The sequence below is a fragment of the Nocardioides caldifontis genome (assembly GCF_008087345.1).
Classification (GTDB): Bacteria; Actinomycetota; Actinomycetes; order Propionibacteriales; family Nocardioidaceae; genus Marmoricola_A; species Marmoricola_A caldifontis.
In genome coordinates, this window is the sequence record NZ_VHIB01000001.1 from 119,002 (window position 1) to 139,334 (window position 20,333).

At 70.5% G+C, this 20,333-nt stretch carries 20 protein-coding genes and 1 pseudogene; 6 read left to right on the plus strand and 15 right to left on the minus strand.

The window, feature by feature from the left end; translation table 11 throughout:
* Positions 1 to 17: 17 nt before the first annotated feature.
* The 3 genes from FIP57_RS08705 to FIP57_RS08715 are packed head-to-tail and all read right to left on the minus strand — an operon-like array spanning position 18 to position 2,722.
* A complete protein-coding gene (locus tag FIP57_RS08705; RefSeq protein WP_148573149.1) occupies positions 18 to 1,262 on the minus strand; it encodes an ABC transporter substrate-binding protein in 1,245 nt (414 codons plus the stop codon).
* Positions 1,263 to 1,287: 25 nt separating this feature from the next.
* Positions 1,288 to 2,028: an ABC transporter ATP-binding protein gene (locus FIP57_RS08710; RefSeq protein WP_238993364.1), complete on the minus strand. Its 741-nt coding sequence runs from the start codon at positions 2,026 to 2,028 to the stop codon at positions 1,288 to 1,290.
* Entirely contained in the window at positions 1,973 to 2,722 is a 750-nt protein-coding gene (locus FIP57_RS08715) for an ABC transporter ATP-binding protein (RefSeq protein ID WP_148573150.1), read from the minus strand. The genes FIP57_RS08710 and FIP57_RS08715 overlap by 56 nt, the downstream gene beginning before the upstream one ends.
* Positions 2,723 to 2,823: 101 nt before the next feature.
* Here FIP57_RS08715 and FIP57_RS24490 point away from each other — a divergent pair.
* The 5 genes and pseudogenes from FIP57_RS24490 to FIP57_RS08735 all read left to right on the plus strand — a co-directional run.
* A pseudogene (locus tag FIP57_RS24490) lies at positions 2,824 to 2,943 on the plus strand (AsnC family protein); the annotation flags it as partial.
* Between the two features lie 132 nt (positions 2,944 to 3,075).
* Positions 3,076 to 3,849 carry an Lrp/AsnC family transcriptional regulator gene (locus tag FIP57_RS08720; RefSeq protein WP_238993365.1) on the plus strand — a complete coding sequence of 258 codons (774 nt, stop codon included), beginning with the start codon at positions 3,076 to 3,078 and terminating at the stop codon, positions 3,847 to 3,849.
* 675 nt (positions 3,850 to 4,524) lie between these two features.
* Positions 4,525 to 5,211, plus strand: a complete 687-nt coding sequence (locus FIP57_RS08725) for an AzlC family ABC transporter permease (RefSeq protein ID WP_148573152.1) — start codon at positions 4,525 to 4,527, stop codon at positions 5,209 to 5,211.
* Positions 5,208 to 5,513: an AzlD domain-containing protein gene (locus FIP57_RS08730; RefSeq protein WP_148573153.1), complete on the plus strand. Its 306-nt coding sequence runs from the start codon at positions 5,208 to 5,210 to the stop codon at positions 5,511 to 5,513. Before FIP57_RS08725 ends, FIP57_RS08730 begins: the two co-directional genes overlap by 4 nt.
* Before the next feature lie 70 nt (positions 5,514 to 5,583).
* Positions 5,584 to 6,087: a cupin domain-containing protein gene (locus tag FIP57_RS08735; RefSeq protein WP_148573154.1), complete on the plus strand. Its 504-nt coding sequence runs from the start codon at positions 5,584 to 5,586 to the stop codon at positions 6,085 to 6,087.
* Between the two features lie 37 nt (positions 6,088 to 6,124).
* On the opposite strand, the gene FIP57_RS08740 is transcribed toward FIP57_RS08735, so the two are convergent.
* The 8 genes from FIP57_RS08740 to FIP57_RS08775 all read right to left on the minus strand — a co-directional run bounded on the left by FIP57_RS08740 (position 6,125) and on the right by FIP57_RS08775 (position 16,251).
* Entirely contained in the window at positions 6,125 to 6,871 is a 747-nt protein-coding gene (locus tag FIP57_RS08740; RefSeq protein ID WP_148573155.1) for an enoyl-CoA hydratase family protein, read from the minus strand.
* A gap of 11 nt (positions 6,872 to 6,882) precedes the next feature.
* A complete protein-coding gene (locus FIP57_RS08745) occupies positions 6,883 to 8,049 on the minus strand; it encodes an acyl-CoA dehydrogenase family protein (RefSeq protein WP_203231140.1) in 1,167 nt (388 codons plus the stop codon).
* A complete protein-coding gene (locus FIP57_RS08750; RefSeq protein WP_148573156.1) occupies positions 8,046 to 10,064 on the minus strand; it encodes an acetyl/propionyl/methylcrotonyl-CoA carboxylase subunit alpha in 2,019 nt (672 codons plus the stop codon). Before FIP57_RS08750 ends, FIP57_RS08745 begins: the two co-directional genes overlap by 4 nt.
* Positions 10,065 to 10,223: 159 nt before the next feature.
* The gene (locus tag FIP57_RS08755) at positions 10,224 to 11,795 is read right to left on the minus strand and encodes an acyl-CoA carboxylase subunit beta (protein WP_420846684.1); all 1,572 of its coding nucleotides are present in this window, start codon (positions 11,793 to 11,795) and stop codon (positions 10,224 to 10,226) included.
* A gap of 94 nt (positions 11,796 to 11,889) precedes the next feature.
* A complete protein-coding gene (locus FIP57_RS08760; protein WP_148573157.1) occupies positions 11,890 to 13,032 on the minus strand; it encodes an acyl-CoA dehydrogenase family protein in 1,143 nt (380 codons plus the stop codon).
* Positions 13,029 to 14,834 carry an acyclic terpene utilization AtuA family protein gene (locus FIP57_RS08765; RefSeq protein WP_148573158.1) on the minus strand — a complete coding sequence of 602 codons (1,806 nt, stop codon included), beginning with the start codon at positions 14,832 to 14,834 and terminating at the stop codon, positions 13,029 to 13,031. Before FIP57_RS08765 ends, FIP57_RS08760 begins: the two co-directional genes overlap by 4 nt.
* Positions 14,834 to 15,634 (minus strand): TIGR03084 family metal-binding protein, encoded by an 801-nt coding sequence (locus FIP57_RS08770; RefSeq protein ID WP_148573159.1) that lies wholly within the window; start codon positions 15,632 to 15,634, stop codon positions 14,834 to 14,836. The genes FIP57_RS08765 and FIP57_RS08770 overlap by 1 nt, the downstream gene beginning before the upstream one ends.
* Complete coding sequence (locus tag FIP57_RS08775; RefSeq protein ID WP_148573160.1) at positions 15,631 to 16,251, minus strand: TetR/AcrR family transcriptional regulator; 621 nt, start codon at positions 16,249 to 16,251, stop codon at positions 15,631 to 15,633. The genes FIP57_RS08770 and FIP57_RS08775 overlap by 4 nt, the downstream gene beginning before the upstream one ends.
* A 156-nt stretch (positions 16,252 to 16,407) precedes the next feature.
* Here FIP57_RS08775 and FIP57_RS08780 point away from each other — a divergent pair, with 156 nt between their 5' ends.
* A complete protein-coding gene (locus tag FIP57_RS08780; RefSeq protein ID WP_148573161.1) occupies positions 16,408 to 18,027 on the plus strand; it encodes a sensor histidine kinase in 1,620 nt (539 codons plus the stop codon).
* On the opposite strand, the gene FIP57_RS08785 is transcribed toward FIP57_RS08780, so the two are convergent.
* The 4 genes from FIP57_RS08785 to FIP57_RS08800 are packed head-to-tail and all read right to left on the minus strand — an operon-like array spanning position 18,024 to position 20,322.
* Positions 18,024 to 18,476 (minus strand): GNAT family N-acetyltransferase, encoded by a 453-nt coding sequence (locus tag FIP57_RS08785; RefSeq protein ID WP_148573162.1) that lies wholly within the window; start codon positions 18,474 to 18,476, stop codon positions 18,024 to 18,026. The two genes, FIP57_RS08780 and FIP57_RS08785, sit on opposite strands and share 4 nt — an antisense overlap.
* 22 nt (positions 18,477 to 18,498) lie before the next feature.
* A complete protein-coding gene (locus FIP57_RS08790) occupies positions 18,499 to 18,849 on the minus strand; it encodes a TfoX/Sxy family protein (RefSeq protein ID WP_148573163.1) in 351 nt (116 codons plus the stop codon).
* Positions 18,846 to 19,100 (minus strand): hypothetical protein, encoded by a 255-nt coding sequence (locus FIP57_RS08795; protein WP_148573164.1) that lies wholly within the window; start codon positions 19,098 to 19,100, stop codon positions 18,846 to 18,848. The genes FIP57_RS08790 and FIP57_RS08795 overlap by 4 nt, the downstream gene beginning before the upstream one ends.
* Positions 19,101 to 19,140: 40 nt before the next feature.
* Positions 19,141 to 20,322, minus strand: coding sequence for a fatty acid desaturase family protein (locus FIP57_RS08800; RefSeq protein WP_148573165.1), 1,182 nt, complete (start codon positions 20,320 to 20,322; stop codon positions 19,141 to 19,143).
* Between the last annotated feature and the right edge of the window lie 11 nt (positions 20,323 to 20,333).

Genomic DNA, 20,333 nt, shown 5'->3' on the forward strand with positions numbered 1-20,333 from the left:
TTTCAATGAACCGCGAGTCAGCCGAGGTCGCACGACGAGCTTGGCGGCCCGAACGCTTCGTCGGCGGGAATCGTCTCGACAAGTTCGGTGTAGTCGAAGGCTTCCTGGACGTCCTTGGCCTCCTTGACCACCGTCAGGTACGAGTCGTGGATCATCCGGTGGTCTTCCGACCTGACGCGGGCATTGCGGGCAAACATGTCCTCGAACTCATGTCCGTCCAGCTCCTCGGCAACAGCGTCCGCGTCGTCGGTTCCAGCGCGCTGAACCGCTTCTAGGTACTGCGTCGCGGCCGAGTAGTCACCGGCGTGGACTGCTGTAGGACGCACATCTAGCCGCGCCTTGAAGTCATCCGCCCATTCGCGCGCTTCGTCGTCCTGATTCCAGAACCAGTCCGTGGTGTAGAGGGTTCCAGACATTTGAGTCGCGCCGATCGACTCCACATCGGTGTCGAACATCGCGCCGACCGCGAGCTCGATACCAGCTTCGGCGAGCCCGAACTCGTTGTACTGCTTGACGAAGTTCGTCAGGTCACTGCCAGCTGCCATGGTGGCGATGACGTCCGGCTTGATCTCCAGCGCCTTCGTCATCGACGCGGCGAAGTTGTCGTTCGGGAAGGGAGTTGCGTCCGTCCCGAGAACCTTCCCTCCGTTTGCCTCGATGTGAGTCGTGAACGCTGCCGTCATGTCCTGCCCGAACTGGTAGTCGGGATAGACGATGTACCAGTTCTTCTCACCCCGCTGGGTCAACGTGGCAGCGCTTCCGCGCGCGAGCATCTCAGTGTCGTAAGCCCAGTGGTATGTGTACTCGTTGCAGGCGCTACCGGTCAGGTCGGTGCTACCTGCGGCGACGTTGATGTAGATGCGCTGGAACTCCTCGGCGAGGTCAGCCACCGCGAGGGCGGCTGCAGAGGATGGGACATCGAAGATCGCGTCCGCACCTTGCCTGTCGAAGAGCTCACGAGCCTTGGTGTTTGCGATGTCCGGCTCATTCTGGTGATCGGCGGACAAGACCTCGATCTCTTGAGCCACGGCGTCTGAGCCGTACTTCTCCTGGTAGTCGTCGACCGCCATCTTGACGGCCTCCAGCGAGCCCTTTCCGGTCAACGCCGAGTATGTCCCTGACATATCCGTGACCACTGCCAGCGTCAGTTTTCCATTGGAGATCGCCTGATCGTCACCTAGCGCAGTCGGACCGCCCCCGCAAGCGCTCACTCCGAGTGCAGTTGTGGCAGCGATGGACACGGCGGTCTTTCGGCGGTTCATGGGAGCCTTCCTGTTGATGGAGGTACTAAATGCCCAGATGGGCGAGCAGGTCGTTCTCGCGCGCGATGACGTCGGAGTTGTCGAGATGGTCAACGATGTGGCCTTCCGCGATGAGGAAGTGTTTATGTGCAACCGTGGTCGCGAAGCGAAGGTTCTGCTCGACGAGCAGGATGGTCGCTCCGGAACTGGCGACTTCCCGCAGAATCTCGGCAATCTGATCGACGATGACGGGCGCGAGCCCTTCGGTCGGCTCATCGCAGAGCACAACGTCCGCGCCCATCCGCAGGACACGTGCCAGCGCCAGCATCTGCTGCTCGCCTCCTGACAGGGAACCGGCCATCTGACGGCGCCGTTGCCCCAGGACGGGGAAGGTCCCAAACAGTCGCTCCTCGGCCCAGGCATTGGCGCCGATGACCCGAGGGAGGCGGAGATTCTCTTCGACGGTCAGCGACGAGTAGATCCCCCGATCGTCCTGGACCCAGCCCAAACCCATGCGCGCCCGACGGTGCGGGCGCAGGCGCGTGATGTCGCGTCCCAGGAACTTGATCGAGCCGCTGGAGATGGGGTGAAGGCCCATGATGCTGCGCAGAAGGGTGGACTTCCCGGCCCCATTGCGTCCGATCAGAGTGACCACGTCGCCCTGGCCAACCTGGAGGGACACTTCATGAAGCACGGTGGCTTCGCCGTACCCCGCGGATACGTGCCTCAGTTCAAGCACGGTGCGCCCCCAGGTAGGCATCGACGACACGCGGATCACTACGGACATCGGAGTACGTCCCTGATGCGATCAGTTCGCCCGCCTGCAGGACGGAGACGGTGTCAGCCAGCATGCCGACGACCTTCATGTTGTGCTCGACCAGAACGATCGTGCGGCCTCCCTTGATCCGTTGTATGAGATCAATGGTTCGCTCGATGTCTTCCGTCCCCATCCCCGCCGTCGGCTCGTCGAGGAGCAGGACGGCTGGATCCGCTGCGACGACCATGGCGAGCTCGAGGGCACGCTTCTGGCCATATGCGAGGTCGCCAGCTCGGCGATCACCGAGATGACCTAGCCCGACAAGTTCGAGAACCTCGGTCGTTCGCTCGGCGAAAGCTCCCAAGGAGCGGACGCTCGTGAGGAAGCGCGTGCGTAGGGAAGAGTGTGCGAGCAGCGTGAGGTCAACGTGCGAGCGGACGGTGCGATCGTCGAAGACGCTGCTCACTTGGAAGGATCGCGCCACACCCAGGCGTGCGATCGTGTGCGCCGGCAGTCCAGTGACCTCGCGCTCCCTTAGGTATATCCGACCGGACGACGGGGCGAGAGCGCCGCTGAGCAGGTTGAACAGAGTCGTCTTGCCGGCTCCGTTGGGCCCGACCAGGGCGTGGGTCTCACCTTCCCGTACGGCGAGGTCCACCCCGTCCTTTCCGCCGACGGCGCGAAAGCCCCTGAACTCCTTGACGAGCCGTTCCGTCCTCAGCATCCCATGAGCCTTTCGGTGAGTGGCGACAGCCTCTTGTGGCCGGTCGCCACCCCACAATGGCGACTTGCAGGTTTGGCGGAAGTGGCCGATCATGTGGCGAAATGCGATCACGAGGGAACGCCAGGCTCGATGATCTCGACCGACTGGTCGTGGCCTGCCTCCAGGTGAACGGTCGCGCATCGTGGCGACGCATCGGCGAAGTGCTCGAGCTACCGGAGCGGACGGTAGCCCGACATGGCACACATCTTCTGGAAGAGCGAATCGTTCAGATCCGCGGCTTGGGCGAGCCGCGGCGCACCGGTCGCGGAGAACAGTACGTCCTTCGAGCCAAGTCGGCTCCGGGGATGAGTTGGATGTCGGCTAGCTACCTCGCTCGCCGCGTCGAAACTGTGGTCACTTACGTTGTCACCGGAGCGAGTGACTGCTACGCCGACCTCGCTTGCAGCGATGAACGGCTCGGTCCGGTGTTCTTGCAGGAGCTCGCCGGAACTCCAGGGATCGTTGACTACACCCTGTATCCGGTCCTTCGGTACTTCCGAACCCTCGGAGAGTGGCAGCCGGAAATCCTCTCGGACCAACAGATCGATGCGCTCCGTGATGACGGTCCTCCGCAGGAGTGGCCATCTACTGTCGCACCGTATCCGCTCAATCACGTCGAAGATGCCGTCCTCCGCGGACTCGCCGAGAACGGGCGAAGGTCGGCTGAGGAACTTGCTCGAGCAGCTGGTGTGTCGGTGCAGACCGTCCGGCGAAGGATCGCGGCGCTCCAGGCCGCGGGCATCCTGAGCATCCGGGCGGTCCTTGAACCAGCGCTTCTGGGCTTCCCGATCGGGGCCTTGATCTGGTTGAAGGTAAAGCCGGGGAACATCGACACGGTGGTGAGTAGCCTCCAGGCGTCCCCGTACGTGCGCTACGGCGCGATCGTACTGGGTTCCGAGAACGTCGTCGTTGACGTGCGGGTTCCCGATCGACGCACTCTTTATGACTTCCTCAATGCGTCCGACTGGGCGCCACTGGCCGAGGCGGCCGAGGCGTCAATGATCTTGTCTGCCTTGAAGCAGAGCGACATTTTGCTCGACCAGGGACCACCGGTTTCCTGGGCGACCCCTGACCGCAGTCTCCGTTGAGGGTTTGGCAGTCACCACTGACTGCGGACCCGTGCACCGGGGTCTTGAGGGGACGCCACCAAATTGGTGGGATGACGTCCACGAGTTTCCGCTTCGCGGCGATCTGGCCCAGAGCCAGCCCTTCGGCGCCCATCTGTCGGCGGACGGCCTCTTCTCTTCCTCGGTCCCGCATCTCTCAACTGACGAGAGTGTGGACGCCCTCGGGCGCAAGATGCCGCTGATCGGCCTCGGCACCTAGGGAACCAACCAGTGACGACGCGACCCGGCTCCCGCTCGGGGCTTCCGAAGCGGAGATACCTCAGATCGACACCTGCGCCTCGACCATACAAAGTGGAGCGGGCCCGCCCTAACGCCGAAGTCCACGTCGAAGCAGGACGCGGACCCGTCGAATCACCCCACGTCGTCCAGAACCCAGCCGGAGTGGGCCGGGCGCGACGGCTTCACTGAGCCAGTAGTAGACCGGCGGGTGGCTCCACCATCCGAAGCGACCGCTGGGTGTCCACGGCCGCCTTTTTCCAGCTCCGATGGTCACGTGCGCGTGTGACGGGACGACCCTCGGTGCCAGGGCGGCCGACACCGACTCGATCGCCGCTCGACGTCGTCCACACGGGCCCGCCACTGCTCGATGGGTGGGCTCGGCCGATCGGTGGTTCGCGGGTCTGATGAACTCGCGCCATGACCGTCGCCCACCACCACTTCGACGAGGATTCGTTCCGCCGCGGTCTGCGCGCGGGCTGGGGATACACCGGTCCCGGGTTCCTGGTGTCCCTCTCCTTCGGCGTCGTGGCCACCGATGCCGGGATGACGCCGTGGCAGGCGGTCCTCATGTCGGCGATCGTCTTCGCGGGCTCGGCGCAGTTCGCGTCGATCGCGGTCATCGCCGCGGGGGGCGGGCTGCCGGCAGCGTTCTCCGCAGCCACGCTGATGAACTCGCGGTTCCTGGCGATGGGCATCGCGCTCGCACCGTCCTTGCCCGGCGGCCCGGTGCGGCGCGCGCTCCAAGGCCAGGCCGTGATCGACGCGTCGTGGGCGCTCGCCAACCGCGGGGACGGGACCTTCGACCGGTGGGCGCTCTTCGGGTCCACCGCCCCTCAGTACGTCGGGTGGGTGGCCGGCACCGCGCTCGGCACCGTCTCCGGTGACCTCCTCGGCGACATCGAGCGCTGGGGCCTCGACGCGGTTTTCCCCGCGTTCTTCGTCGCGTTGCTGGTGACCGAGGTGCGGAGCTCCACCGGCGCGACTGCGGCGGTGCTCGGCGGCCTCATCGCCTTGGCCCTGGTACCGGTCGCCCCGGCCGGCGTGCCGGTGCTCGCCGCGACCGCCGCGGCCGTCGTAGGGCTGCGCGGGAGGCGGACCGCATGACGTTGTGGATTCTCATCGGGGCGTGCGCGCTCATGACCGCGGTGGTCAAAGGGATCGGCCCGTGGGCTCTTGGCGGCCGGGAGCTTCCCGGCTGGTTCCCGTCACTGGTGACCGCGATGGTGCCCGCGCTGCTCGCCGGCCTGGTGGTCACCGCCGCCCTCGCCGACGGCCGCCGCATCGAGATCGGCGCGGACACTGCGGGCGTCGCCGCGGCCCTCGTCGTCGCGTGGCGCGGCGGGTCGATGCTCGCCGTCGTCCTCGTCGCCGTGGCCGTCACCGCCGGGCTGCGGCTGGTGCTCTGACGCGCGCGATGTGGATGTCCGCGCGCTCCGGCGGGTGCGCCCGCGGTCGGGTCGGGTGCACACTGACCGGATGCTCAAGTCTGGACCTCCGCCGCTGACCGTCGTCCGACCCGGGGAGGGCCGCACGGGCGACCTGGGGTCGATCACCGTCGACTTCAAGCTCATGGGCTCCGACACCGGCGGCGCGCTGGCGATCGTGGAGCACGGGTTCCCGCCCGGCGCACTCGTGCCCCCGCACGTCCACACCCTCGAGGACGAGTACTCGATCGTCACCGAAGGTGAGATCGGTTTCCGGTCGGGGGACCGCGAGGTCGTGCTCGGTCCAGGCGGCTACATCACCAAGCCTCGCGGAGAGGCCCACGCGATGTGGAACGCCAGCCCTGAGCCGGCGCGGATGATCGAGGTGATCACCCCGGCCGGGTTCGAGCTGTTCTTCCGTGCCGTCGTGGACCTGCTCGAGGCCGGCGACGACGACCCCGAGCAGGGTGATCGCCTCGCCGCCCAGCACGGGCTGTCGTTCGTCGACACCCCCTGGCTGGCCGACGTCGTACGCCGCTTCAACCTCGACGCCTGAGCCGCCCCGGCCCGGCCCGGCCCGGCCCGGGCGACACCTACTTCTGGCGGTTCAGGAAAGCCAGCATCGTCTCGCGCGCAGCGTCCGAGGCGAACAGCCGGCTCGACAGCTCCGCCACCGCCTCGCCGTCCCGCTCGATCCCCTCGAGCATGGCCCGGTTGACGATCCGCTTCGTCTCCCGCAGCCCCTGGGGGTGCCCCTTGCAGAGGTCGGTCACGATCCGGGAGACCTCGGCGTCCACCTCGTTCTCGGGGACCGCCATCGTCACGAGGCCGATGTTCGCGGCCGCGCGACCGTCGAAGGTCTCCCCGGTGAGGAACGTCCGCGACGCCGCCCGGCTCGTCATCCGCGGCAGGACGGTCAGCGAGATGGTCGCGGCGGCCAGCCCGAGCCGGACCTCGGTCAGCGCGAACGAGCTGGTCGTGGATGCCACGGCGAGGTCGGTCGCGGCCACGATGCCGATGCCGCCCGCTCGTACGGCGCCGGTAACCCGGCTGACGAACGGCTTGGGCGACGCGACCAGCCGGCGCTGGAGCTCGACGATCCGCCGGGTTCCCTCCTCCATCCCGCCGCCGGCGGCCTCGGAGAGGTCGGCGCCCGAGCAGAAGACCGAGCCCTTCGAGGTCAGCACGACAACCTTGACCTCGTCGTCGGCCTCCGCGCGGTCCACCCCCGCGAACAGCTCGGTGACCAGCTGCCGGCTGAGAGCGTTGCGGTTGTGCGGGGCGTCGAGCGTCAGCGTCGCGACGGGACGCTCGACCTCGTAGTGGACGACCTCGGCCATGGGTGCTCCCCTCAGTAGGACTTCGGCAGCCCGAGGCTGAACGAGCTCACGAAGTTCAGGATCATCTCGCGGGAGACCGGGGCGATCCGGCTCAGCCGCGACGCGGTGAGCAGCGACGCGACGCCGTACTCCACCGTCAGGCCGTTGCCGCCCAGAGTCTGCACCGCCCGGTCCGCCGCCTTGCACACCGCGTCGGCGGAGGCGAATTTCGCCATGTTGGCCGCCTCCCCCGCCGCCATGTCCTCGCCGGCGTCGTACAGCGCCGCCGCCTTCTGTGTCATCAGTCGGGCCAGCTCGACCTCGACGTGCGACTCGGCCAGCGGGTGCGCGATCGCCTGGTGCGCGCCGATCGGCGTCTTGAACACCTGGCGGGTCTTCGCGTACTCGACCGCCTGCTCCAGCGCCAGCCGCGCCATCCCCGTCGCGAACGCGGACGCCATGATCCGCTCGGGGTTGAGCCCCGCGAACAGCTGCAGCAGCCCGGCATCCTCGTCACCGACCAGCGCGTCGGCGGGCAGGTGCACGTCGTCGATGAAGACCGAGAACTGCTTCTCGGGGCTGAGGATCTCCATCTCGATCGGCTGGTACTCGAACCCGGCGGCGTCGGTCGGCACCACGAACAGGCACGGCTTCAGCGAGCCGGTCTTCGCGTCCTCGGTGCGGGCGACGACCAGCACGGCCTGCGCCTCGTCGACCCCGGAGATGTAGATCTTGCGCCCCTTCAGCACCCACCCGTCGGCGTCGCGGCGCGCGGTCGTGGTGATCCGGTGCGAGTTCGACCCGGCGTCGGGCTCGGTGATCGCGAACGCCATCGTGAAGCTGCCGTCGGCGATCCCAGGCAGCCACCGGCGCTTCTGCTCGTCGGTGCCGAACCGGGTGATCACCGTCCCGCAGATCGCCGGCGACACCACCATCATCAGCAGCGGGGAGCCGGCCGCGGCGAGCTCCTCGAGGACCGCGGCGAGGTCGCCGATCCCGCCGCCACCGCCGCCGTACTCCTCGGGGATCGAGACGCCGAGGTAGCCGTGCTTGGCGATGTCCTGCCACAGCTCGGTGGTCTTCTCGCCGTTGCGAGCCTGGCGGACGAAGTACTCCCGGCCGTACGACGACGCGAGCTTGCGCACCTCCTGGCGCAGCGACTGCCGCTCGGGGGACTCGACGAAGGGGATCTGGGTCATGCGCTCTCCTGGCCGGGCTGGGTGACGTCGTCGGGCTGGACGGGGTCGTCGGGCTGGACGGGGTCGGAGTGGATGACGGCGAGGACGTCGCCGGCGGACACCTGGTCGCCGGCGGAGACCCCGAGGGACTCCACGATCCCGTCGTGCGGCGCCGTGATGGTGTGCTGCATCTTCATCGCCTCGAGCACCAGGACCGTGGCCCCGGCCTCTACGTGGTCACCCTGGGCGGCTCGCACCGAGACCACCGAGCCGGGCATTGGCGCGACCAGCGAGCCCTCGGCCAGCTGGTCGGCGGGGTCGGTGAAGCGAGGTGTTCTGGTCAGGCTGACATGATCACGCGGCGTCTGGACGTCGACCGAGGAGCCGTGCACGTGGACGGTGTGTGGCAGCCGCACGCCGCCGTGCTCGACGACGACCCGCCAGCCGTCACCTTGCCTCACCTCGACGACGCGGGCGTCGAGCTCCGCGGACCGGTAGCCGTCGCGGCCCCCGAACCAGCCCACCCGCTCCTCGACGCCGGCGCGGTCGAAGACGGTGACCTGCGGCGCGGACACCACGTTGCGCCACCCCGCCGGCACCGCCCGCTGCACCGGCCGCGCGGCGGCGGCCTCCTCGGTGACCGCGACCGCCGCGGCGAACAGCGCCACCGGGTCGCAGTCGCTGGTCGCGGCCCGCGGCAGGTCGTGGCGCACGAGGAAGTCGGTCCGCAGCTCGGCGGACACGAAGGCGGGGTGCTCGAGGACGTCGACCAGCAGGTCGCGGTTGGTGCGGATCCCGTGCAGCTCGGTACGCCGCAGCGCGCCGGCGAGCCTGCGCAGCGCCGCGTCCCGGGTCGGCCCCCACGCCACGACCTTGGCGAGCATCGCGTCGTAGTGGGTCGACACCTCGTCGCCGGAGCGGAACCCGGTGTCGAGCCGGAGCCCGTGCCGCGCCGGGACGGACAGCTCCGCGTCGACCCCCGGCACCACGAACCGGTGCAGCGGTCCCGACTGCGGCTGCCAGCCGGCGGCGGGGTCCTCGGCGTAGAGCCGGACCTCGACGGCGTGGCCGCTCGGAGCGCCCTCCTCGACGTCCACCGGGGTGCCCTCGGCAGCGGCGATCTGGAGCGCCACGAGGTCGAGCCCGGTCACGCACTCGGTGACCGGGTGCTCGACCTGGAGCCGGGTGTTCATCTCGAGGAACCAGAACCGGGCGCGCGCCTCGTCGTACAGGAACTCGACGGTCCCGGCGCCGCGGTAGCCGATCGCCTCGCCGGCCCGCCGCGCGGCGTCGTGCATCGCGGTCCGCACGTCGTCGGGCAGCCCGGGGGCCGGCGCCTCCTCGACGACCTTCTGGTGGCGCCGCTGCACCGAGCAGTCCCGGTCGCCGAGGACCAGCACCCGCCCGGAGGCGTCGCCGAACAGCTGCACCTCGACGTGGCGCCCGTGCTCGACGTACGGCTCGAGGAAGACGGTGCCGTCGCCGAAGGCGGACGCCGCCTCGGCCTCCGCGCGGGCCACCTCGTCCGCGAGCGCGTCGAGCTCCCGGACGACACGCATGCCCCGGCCGCCGCCGCCCGCGCTCGCCTTGACCAGCACCGGCAGGTCACCCTCGCCGACCTCGGCGGGAGCGAGCTCGGCCAGCACGGGTACGCCGGCGTCGGCCATCAGCTTCTTCGCCGCGACCTTGGAGCCCATCGCCTCGATCGACTCGGGGTCCGGGCCGACCCAGGTCAGCCCGGCATCGCGTACGGCGCGGGCGAACTCGGCGCTCTCCGAGAGAAATCCGTACCCGGGATGGACGGCGTCGGCCCCGGCCTTGAGCGCGGCCTCGACGACGAGGTCGGCGCGGAGGTACGTCTCCGCCGGGTTGTTTCCCGGCAGCCGCACCGACGAGTCGGCCTCGGCCACGAACGCCAGCCCCGCGTCGGCGTCCGAGTGCACCGCCACCGTCTCGATCCCCAGCTCCCGGCACGTCCGGAACACCCGCCGGGCGATCTCCCCCCGGTTCGCCACCAGCAACCTACGAATCGACATTGCGCCTCCTGGCCGGCACGAGGAGGCCACCGCCTGCCGCGCGGTAGGTCGGCGTGCGGCGATGCATCAAGCAGCCTGGCCGCGGCGGCGAAGCCGACGCGCCGCTGCAGCATCGGCGCGCGTCGAGCGGACGCGCGGGGCGGGCCGCCCTCACCACACTCACAGTCGAAACACCCCGAACTTCGACGTGCCTTCGACGGGCTGGTTGGCGATGACGGAGAGACAGATGCCCAGGACGGTGCGGGTGTCCCGCGGGTCGATGACCCCGTCGTCGTACACCATCCCGGAGAGGAAGAGCGGCAGGCTCTGCTCCTCGATCTGCGCCTCCACGAAGGCCCGCATGGCGGCGTCGCCCTCCTCGTCGTACGGCTGCCCCTTCGCCTCGGCGGCGGCGCGGGCGACGATCGACATGACGCCGGCGAGCTGCTGCGGCCCCATGACCGCGGACTTGGCGGAAGGCCAGGTGAACAGGAAGCGTGGGTCGTACGCGCGGCCGTTCATCCCGTAGTTCCCGGCGCCGTACGACGCTCCCATGATCACGCTGACGTGCGGGACGGTGCTGTTGCTGACCGCGTTGATCATCTGGGCGCCGTGCTTGATGATCCCGCCCTGCTCGTACTCCTTGCCGACCATGTAGCCGGTGGTGTTGTGCAGGAACAGCAGCGGGGTGTCGACCTGGTTGGCGAGCTGGATGAACTGCGCCGCCTTCTGCGCCTCCTGCGAGAACAGGATCCCCTGCGCGTTGGCGAGGATCCCGACCGGCCAGCCGTGGATCCGCGCCCACCCGGTCACCAGCGAGGAGCCGTACAACGGCTTGAACTCGTCGAACGCGACCTCGTTGCCCGGCCCCGGTCCGTCGACGACCCGGCGGATCACCTCGCGAGGGTCGAACGGCTCCTTGAGGTCGCTCGGGACCAGGTCGAGCAGCCCGTCGGGGTCGAGCTCCGGCTCGGCGAACGGTGCCGGCGTCGAACCGCCCTTGCGCCAGTTGAGCCGCGCCACGATCCGCCGGCCGATCCGGATCGCGTCCTCCTCGTCGACGGCGAGGTAGTCAGCCAGCCCGGAGGTCCGCGCGTGCATCTCCGCGCCGCCGAGCGACTCGTCGTCGGACTCCTCGCCGGTCGCCATCTTCACCAGCGGCGGGCCGCCGAGGAAGACCTTCGCGCCCTCCTTGACCATCACGACGTAGTCGCTCATCCCGGGGACGTAGGCGCCGCCGGCGGTGGAGTTGCCGAACACCAGCGCGATCGTCGGCCGCCGGTCGGCGCTGGCCCGGGTCAGGTCGCGGAACAGCTTCCCGCCGGGGATGAAGATCTCCTTCTGCGTCGGGAGGTCGGCGCCGCCGGACTCGACGAGGTTGATCGTCGGCAGCCGGTTCTCCTGGGCGATCTGCGCGGCCCGGAACGCCTTCTTCAGCGTCCAGGGGTTGCTCGCGCCGCCCTTCACGGTCGGGTCGTTGGCGACGATCATGCACTCGACGCCCTCGACGACCCCGATGCCGGTGACCATGCTCGCGCCGGTCGCGAAGTCCGAGCCCCAGCCGGCCAGCGGCATCAGCTCGAGGAACGCCGACCCCTCGTCGACGAGCAGCTCGATCCGCTCCCGGGCCAGCAGCTTGCCGCGCTTCTTGTGCCGGGCGGCGTACTTCTCACCGCCTCCGGCGACCGCCTCGGCCTGGGCGGCCCGGAGCTGGTCGAGCTTCTCCAGCATCGCCTCCCGCCGAGTCGTCACGTCTTCACGCCCTTTCCACGCCGAGTCGTCGCAACTTCAGTGAAGATGCGACGGGTCGACCGCTCAGGGCCGTGAAGATGCGACGGGTCGGCGGTCATGAGGTGAAGCCCAGGAGCTTGGCGGCCAGGTCGTCGAGGACCTCGTTCGCGCCCCCGCCGATGCCGAGGATCCGGGCGTCGCGGTAGTGGCGCTCGACCTCGGTGCCGTGCATGTAGCCGGTGCCGCCGTGGAGCTGGACCGCCCGGTCCACGCAGTACGACGCCGCCTCCACCCCGAGCTTCTTCGCGTGCAGCGCCTCCACCAGCGGCTGCTCGCCGGCGTCGTAGCGGCGGGCGACCTCGCGGGTGTAGACCCGGGCCGCCTCCACGCGCCGGTGCATCTCGACGAGGGTGTGCTGGACGACCTGGTTGCTGATGACGGGGCGCTTGAAGGTCTGCCGCTGCCGCACGTACTCCACCGTCAGGTCGAGGCAGCGCTGGGCGGTGGCGTAGCCCTGCACGGCGAGCCCGACCCGCTCGGTCACGAACGCCATCGCGATGCGGACGAAGCCGGAGTTCTCCTCGCCGACGAGGTTCTCGACCGGCACCCGCGCGGCGCTGAACGAGAGCTCGGCAGTGTCGGAGCAGTGCCACCCCATCTTGTCGAGCTGACGAGACACCTCGAACCCCGGCGTGCCCTTCTCGACGACCAGGAGGCTGATCCCCTTGTGGCCCGCATCGCCGGTGCGGACCGCGGTGGTGACGTAGTCGGCGCGGACGCCGGAGGTGATGAACGTCTTGGCGCCGTTGACCACGTAGTGGTCGCCGTCGCGCACCGCCCGCGTCCGGATGTTCGCCACGTCAGAGCCGCCGTCGGGCTCGGTGATCGCCAGCGAGCCGATCAGCTCACCGGCGAGGGTCGGCCGCACGAACCGGTCGACCAGGTCGGCGTTGCCGCTGGCTGCGATGTGCGGCAGCGCGATCCCGTTGGTGAAGAGCCCGGCGACCAGCCCGCCCGAAGCGCCGGCCTCGATGAACGCCTCGGTCATCGCCACGGTCTCGAGGAGCCCGCCGCCGCTGCCGCCCATCTCCTCGGGGAACGAGACTCCGATGAACCCCTGCTTGGCGGCCTTGACGTGGAGCTCGCGCGGGATGGAGTTGTCGTCCTCCCACTGCTGGAGGTACGGCGCGACCTCGCGCTCGACGAAGGTGCGCGCACTCGCACGCAGCGCTTCTTGTTCCTCCGACCAATAACTCACAACAGCTCCTCGGGGATGGGGACGTGCCGGGACCGGGCCCACTCGCCCAACCCCTTCGCCTGAGGGTCGAACCGGCTGCTGGCGGCGACGCCCTTGCCCAGCAGCCCCTTGATGAGGACGTTGACGCCGCCGAGGTTCGGCAGCGGGTAGACCTCGACGTCGAGCCCCTGCGCCTCGGGGAGCAGGTCGCGCACCCAGTCAGGCGTGACGGTGGAGAGCAGCCACGCGGCGCGCTGCTCCGCCTTCTCGTCGAGAGCGGAGACCCAGAGCCCGACGTTGGCGTCGCCGCCCTTGTCGCCGGAGCGGGCGTGCACGATCGTCCCCAGCGCCACCCGACGCGTCGCCTCCCCCGCCACGAGGGGCGGCTCGACAGCCTTCTCGCTCGCCACGAGGGGCGGCTCGACAGCCTTCTCGCTCGCCACGAGGGGCGGCTCGACAGCCTTCTCGCTCGCCACGAGGGGCGGCTCGACGGTCTCGGTCGGCGGCTCGATCTCCTGCGTCGTGCCGTCGTGGTGGTGGACGCGGTGCGGCACGGTCTCCTGCGGCACGTACGCCGGCGTGTAGACCCCGTAGGGGCCGCCCGGCGTCGGGGGCGTGGTCATCGCGAGCCCCGGGTAGGAGGCGAGCACCTGCTCGACCAGCGGCGCGGTGAACGCCTTCCCGGCGCGCTCGGACGACGGGTCGCGGATCACGACGCGCAGCCGTGCGCTCGCGGCCTCCTCCGATCCCGCGTCCTGGTGATCCGTGCGGGCCAGCGTCCAGTCGACCTCCGCGGCGCGGGCGTCGCCCCACCCCTGTTCGACCTGCGTCCGCACCCAGTCGGCCTTCGCCTCGATGTCGAGCCCGGTGAGGATCAGCTCCATCTGGTTGCGGAACCCGCCCAGGTGGTTGAGGCAGACCTTCGTGGTCGGCGGCGGGGCGGAGCCACGGACGCCGGAGATCCGCACCCGGTCGTCGCCGTCCGGCGTGAGCCGCACGGTGTCGAGGTGGGTGGTCACGTCGGGGTTGAGGTAGACCGTCGACTGGATCTCGTAGAGCAGCTGCGCGGTGACGGTGTCGACCGTGACCAGCCCGCCGGTGCCGGCGTGCTTGGTGATCACGCAGCTGCCGTCGGCGGCCATCTCCGCGATCGGGAAGCCGAGCGGGCGGTCGAGGTGGCCGGCCCGGGCGAGCGCCCGGAACCCGCTGAAGTTGCCGCCGGTGGCCTGCGTCCCGCACTCGATGACGTGACCCGCGACGACCGCGCCGGCCAGCTCGTCGTACGTCGTCCGGCCCCAGCCGAAGGCGGAGATCGCCGGCCCGACGACGACCGACGCGTCGGTCACCCGGCCGGTGACCACGACGTCGGCGCCCCGGTCGAGGGCGGCGGCGATGCCGAAGGCACCCAGGTAGGCGTTGGCCGTCAGCGGTGCGCCGTCCTCGGTGAACCCGAGCTCCTCGGCCCGGTCGAGCAGGTTGTCGCCGTCGACGTACGCCACCTTGCACTCGAGCCCCTGCTCGGCGGCGATCTTGCGGATCCGCTCCGCGAGCCCGGCGGGGTTGACGCCGCCGGCGTTGGTGACGATGCGCACCCCCTTCTCGAGCGCGAGGGCGAGGCAGTCCTCGACCTGGCGCACGAAGGTGCGCGCGTAGCCGAGCGCCTCGTCCTTCATCCGGTCACGACCGAGGATCAGCATCGTGAGCTCGGCGAGGTAGTCGCCGGTGAGGACGTCGAGCTCGCCGCCCTCGAGCATCTCCCGCATCGCGGAGACGCGGTCGCCGTAGAAGCCTGAACAGTTCCCGATTCTCAGCACGTCGCTCATCAGACCACCTTCCTCGGCCGGCGTCCCGCACCGGGCGGGCCGGCGAAGGCCTGGGCGACGTCGAGCCACGCGTCGGCGCCCGGCCCCTCGGCCTTCAGGTCGAGGTCGGAGCGGTGGGCGCGCTGGGTGACGAGCAGCGCGAAGTCCCATGCCGAGCCGGTGACCCGCTCGGGTGCGTCCTCGGGCCCGTACGTCCACCGGGCCCCGCTGGGTGCGGTCAGCTCGACCCGCACCTCACCCTCGGGTACGGCGGTCCCGCGCGCGGCGAACGAGAACCCACGGGTCCGCACGCCGAGGTGGACGACGTGCCGGACCCGGTCGTCGGGCTGGACGGGGGCACCGAGGGCCTCGGCCACGTCGAGGCCGTGCGCCCAGGTCTCCATGAACCGGGCGGTCGCCATCGAGGTGGGTCCCATCGGCGGGCCGAACCAGGGGATCTTGCGCGCGGGGTCGCGATCCCGGAGCACCTCGGCGAGCCGGGGCCGCGAGCGCCGCCACCGGTCGAGGAGCTCCTCGGACGTCGAGCGTCCGCCGTCGAGCGCGGCCCGGTCGACGAACCCCTGCGGGTCGGCGACGGCCTCCTCGACGATCCGCGCCCAGCCGGCGTCGTCGGTCGCGGCGACCACCGCCACCTCGTCGGTCCAGGCCAGGTGGGCGATGGTCGTCGCCACGTCCCACCCCTCGGCGGGGGTCGGGCGTCGCCACCCGCGCTCGTCGAGACCGCTGACGAGCCGCTCGAGCCAGCCGCCCTGCGCCTGCAGGTCGTCGAGGACGGCGAGGAGCCGGGGGTCGGGGGTCACGAAGACCTCCTCAGGGAGGCGTCGAGGGTCTCCGCCCACTGGTCCAGCACCCGCGCGCGGCGGGCAGCGTCGTCGGTGAGGGTGTTGGCGAGCCCGAGGCCGCGCACCAGGTCGAGGGTGGCCTGCACCAGCTCGCGGTTGCCTGGCAGCGACTCGTCGACCCCGAGCGCCTCGACGGCCTGCCGGTGGGCGGCCCGGCCGACCCGGGCCTCGAGGTCGGAGACCGCGGGCTTGAGCGTCTCGTCGGTGCGCGCGGCCACCCAGAGCTCGAGCGCGGCGGCGAAGAGCGGCCCGGTGAACAGCTCGGCGAGCACCTCGAGGACGGCCCGCGTCCGCCGGGTGCCCTGCGGGAGCCCCTCGATCCGGGCCAGCACGTCGTCGCGGCGGGTCTCGGAGAGGTGGTCGACGGCGGCGAGGACCAGGTCGGCCTTGGTCGGGAAGTGGTGCAGCTGGGCACCCCGGCTGACGCCGGCCCGGCGGGACACCAGCGTGGTCGACGTGCCGCTCCAGCCGTGCTCGACCAGGCAGTCGATCGTCGCCTCGAGGAGCCGCTGGCGCATCGCCCGGCTCCGCTCCCCCTGCGGGACCCGCGGCGCACGGGTGGGGGTGGCGGACATGGCCCTCATCGAACCGGCTCGAACACAAACAGTCAAGCCTGATTGTTTCTCTTTGCTTCCAGCCGTCGACGGTGTCGGAGCCGCCACGTACCCTCGTCAACGGGTGAGGCGGCGCACGGGGGCGCCACCTGCGGGGACGCGGAACGGGGTGCGGCGATGGCCACGCCGTCAACAGGTGTCGACGTGCGGCTCTGCCGCGTCCTCGACGAGCTGCCGGAGCTGCTGCGCTCCGACCGGCCGCCCTCCGCCGCGCTGCCACGCATCGCCGACCTGGCCCGCGAGCTCTTCGACGCGCGCTCGGCCGGGGTGACCTTCCTCGACCACGACGGCTCGTTCGGCCCGATGATCTACTCCGGGCTCGGTGCCGCCGAGCGGGCGACCCTCTCCCGGCTGTCGGTCGAGAAGGGGCAGATCTCCCAGACGCTCCGCGAGCGCGGGCTGCTCCGCATCGACGACCTGTCCAGCCACCCCGACGCGGCGCCCGGCACGCCGGCCGGGTCGATCCTCGGGGTCGCGCTCCGGATCGGCCGCCGCCGCACGTGGGGGCTGCTCTACGTCGCAGACCGGCTCGACGGCAAGCCGTTCTCCGACGAGGACGAGGCGCTCGCGGCCTCGTTGGGGCGGGCCCTCGCCGCCGCGCTCTCGAGCAACCACCTGCTCCGCGACGCCCTGCACGACCGGCGGTGGATGCGGGCAGCCAACACGATGATGCGCGAGCTCTTCTCCGAGGACGCCAACGAGCCGCTGCGGCTGATCTGCGACCGGACCCGCGAGCTCGCCGAGGCCGACGTGGTCGCGATGGTGCTCATCGACGGAGAACAGGCCGAGATCCGCTACGCCCGCGGGCTGAAGTCCGAGACCTCGCTGCGCGGCCGCTCCTTCGACGCCACCGAGACCTGGCTCAGCCGGGTGCTCCACGAGGGGCAGGCACAGGTCGTCCCCTCGCTGAGGGACATCGACGACCCGGTGCTCGAGGAGCTCGGCGGCGCCCGGCTCGGCCCGGCGATGCTGCTCCCGCTGCACGGCGCGACCGACGTGCTCGGCGCACTGTTCCTCGGCCGCGAGGTCGGGGCGCCGCGGTTCACCGCCGCAGACCTCGAGCCCGCGAGCAGCTTCGCCGACCAGGCCGCGGTCTCGCTCGAGCTCGCCGCCGCCCGGCAGGTCGGCGAGAAGCTGCGGCTGCTCGAGGAGCGCAACCGGATCGCCCGCGACCTGCACGACAACGTGATCCAGCGGCTCTACGCCACCGGGATGTCGCTGCAGCTCGTGCTCCCCAAGGTCGGCGAGGAGATCCGCCCGCGCATCGAGATGGGGATCCAGACCCTCGACGACACGATCCGGCAGATCCGCAACACGATCCTCACGCTGCGCGCGCCCGAGGAGATCGGCCACGACCTCGGCACGCTGGTCGCGAACATCGCCCGCGAGGCCACGCCGCTGCTCGGGTTCCAGCCGCTGGTCGCGCTCGAGCCGCCGGCTGCCGAGGTGGGCGGCGCGATCGCCAACGACCTCTCGGCCTGCATCCGCGAAGGGCTGTCGAACATCGTGCGCCACGCCCGTGCGGAGGCCGTGGAGATCCGCGGCTGGATCGACGGCGGCCGGCTCCACCTCGTGCTGGTCGACGACGGCATCGGCATCCGCAGCAACCGGCGCAGCGGGCTGGACAACCTCGGCAAGCGCGCGCAGGCCCACGGCGGCACGATGGAGATCGGCGCCCCCGACGGCGGCGGGACCCAGCTCACCTGGCACATCCCGCTCCCCACCCGCTCCGCCTAGCCGAGCTCCTTCTCGTAGAAGATCCGGCGGTAGCCGTCCTGCTCCGCCCGGTGGGTCTCGACGTAGCCGATCCGCTCGTACAGCCGCTGGCTCTCCACCATCGCCTCGTTGGTGTAGAGCCAGATCCGCCCGTGACCCGCGGCCCGCGCCCGCTCCTCGGCGAGGGTGAGCAGGAGCCGCCCGGCCCCGGCTCCGTGGTACGACGGGCGCACGGCGACCCCGTCCAGGTGCATCGCCGCGCGCTCCGGCACGAGCGTGAGGAACCCGACGACCTCGCCCTCGTCCTCGGCCACCCACGCGTCACCGTCCCGGACGAGCCCCGCGTAGTCGGCGTCCATCGGGGCGGGGCGGACGCCGTGCATGCGCTCGACGTACGGCGCGTAGGCCTGCTCGGCGACGTCGGCCATGGCGGGCGCGTCCGCCACGGTGGCCCTCCGGACCCGGATCACGCGCGCCAGTGTGGCAGGAGGACTACTTCTTCTTCGGTTTCTTGGGCGGCTTCGCCCGTGCCCGCTCGACCGCCGGGGCGACCCAGGCGTCGAGGCTGGCGGCGTCCGGGAGCTGGTCAGCGGGGACGAGGACCACGCCACCCATCGTCCGCTCCCCCATCGTCGCCCGGACGGCGCCGCGCTCGAGCGCCGCGTCGACGCCGTCGGTGCCGACGTGGACCATCAGGTCGGACTCCCCGGTGCCGACGGCCATGTGCGTGTTCACCGTCCAGCAGAGCCCGCCGAACATCTTGATCTCGCGGTAGCCGTCCGGCCCGGCGGCCGCCTCGACGGCGGCCCGGATCCGGCCGGCCAGCTCCTCGTCGTACGTCATGACGGGGTGTCCGTCGGCTCGTCCACCCGCACGTCCACCGCCTCGGCCACGGGCTCGGACTCAGCCCGGGCCCGGCGGCTCGCCTCGCGGATCTCGAACACCTCCGTGGCGAAGGTGCCGAGCGCCCGGGCCACGTCGCGCAGCGCGCCGGTGAGGATCGTCGTCACCGTGCCGACGGTCTCCGCGCCGGCCTCGACGGTGCTCTGCAAGGCGTCCTTGCGGATCTCGCCCTTGCTCAGTCGGTCCTTCATGGGCTCTCCTGACGGGTCCGCTCGCTCCCGGGCCAGTGTGTCAGGCGCTGGCCAGCTCGCGCTCGACCTGGGGCTCGGGATCGTCCACCAGGTGGGAGACGTTCACCTTCGGCAGGTCGGGAAGCACCGGCTCCGGCGCGCTCGTACGACGCGTGCCGTCCCGGCCGCCGGGCAGGGCGAGCTTGACGATCTTCGCCGCGACGCTGCCGAGCTGCTTCCAGAGCGGGCCGGTGTTGTAGTTCAGCCCGTACTTCTCGCACAGCGCCTGCACCTCCGGCGCGATCTCCGGGTAGCGGCGCGCCGGGATGTCCGGGAAGAGGTGGTGCTCGATCTGGTGCGAGAGGTTGCCGGTGAGGACGTGGAACAGCGGGCCGCCGGTGATGTTCGCCGACCCGAGGAGCTGGCGGTAGTACCAGGCGCCGCGGGTCTCGTTCTCCGCCGCCTCCTCCTCGAACGACTCGACGCCGGACGGGAAGTGGCCGCAGAAGATGATGTTGAACGCCCAGATGTTGCGGACCAGGTTCGCCGTCGCGTTGCCCGCCAGCGTGAGCGGGAAGAGCGGCCCGGTCAGCAGCGGGAACAGCAGGTAGTCCTTGAGCGTCTGGTTGCGGACCTTGCGGATCATCCCGCGGTGCAGGTGCTTGGTGTCCTTCCAGGACCGCTTGCCCTGCACGATGTTCTCGACCTCGAGGTCGTGGAGGAGCACGCCCCACTGGAAGAACAGCATCAGCAGCGTCGCGTAGACCGGGTTGCCCAGGTAGTACGGGTGCCACTTCTGGTCCTCGTCCATCCGGAGGATCCCGTAGCCGATGTCGCGGTCCTTGCCGAGGACGTTGGTGTAGGTGTGGTGGATGTAGTTGTGGGAGTACTTCCACTGCTCGCTCGGGCAGACGGTGTCCCACTCGTACATCCGCGAGTTGATGCCGGGGTCGCCCATCCAGTCGTACTGCCCGTGCATGACGTTGTGGCCGATCTCCATGTTGTCGAGGATCTTGGAGATGCTGAGGCTCGCGACGGCGAGCGGCCAGGCCGGCGGCAGGTAGAAGAGCGCGCGCCCCGCGCCCTCGAAGGCGCGCTGGGCCCGGATCACGCCGCGGATGTAGTCGGCGTCCTCCTGGCCGAGCCGGGCGACCACCTTCTGGCGGATCGCGTCCATCTCCTTGCCGAACTCCTCGAGCTGTTCGGGGGTCAGGCGGGCGCTGGGCTTCGTGGGGGTGGTCATCGTGGCTCCTT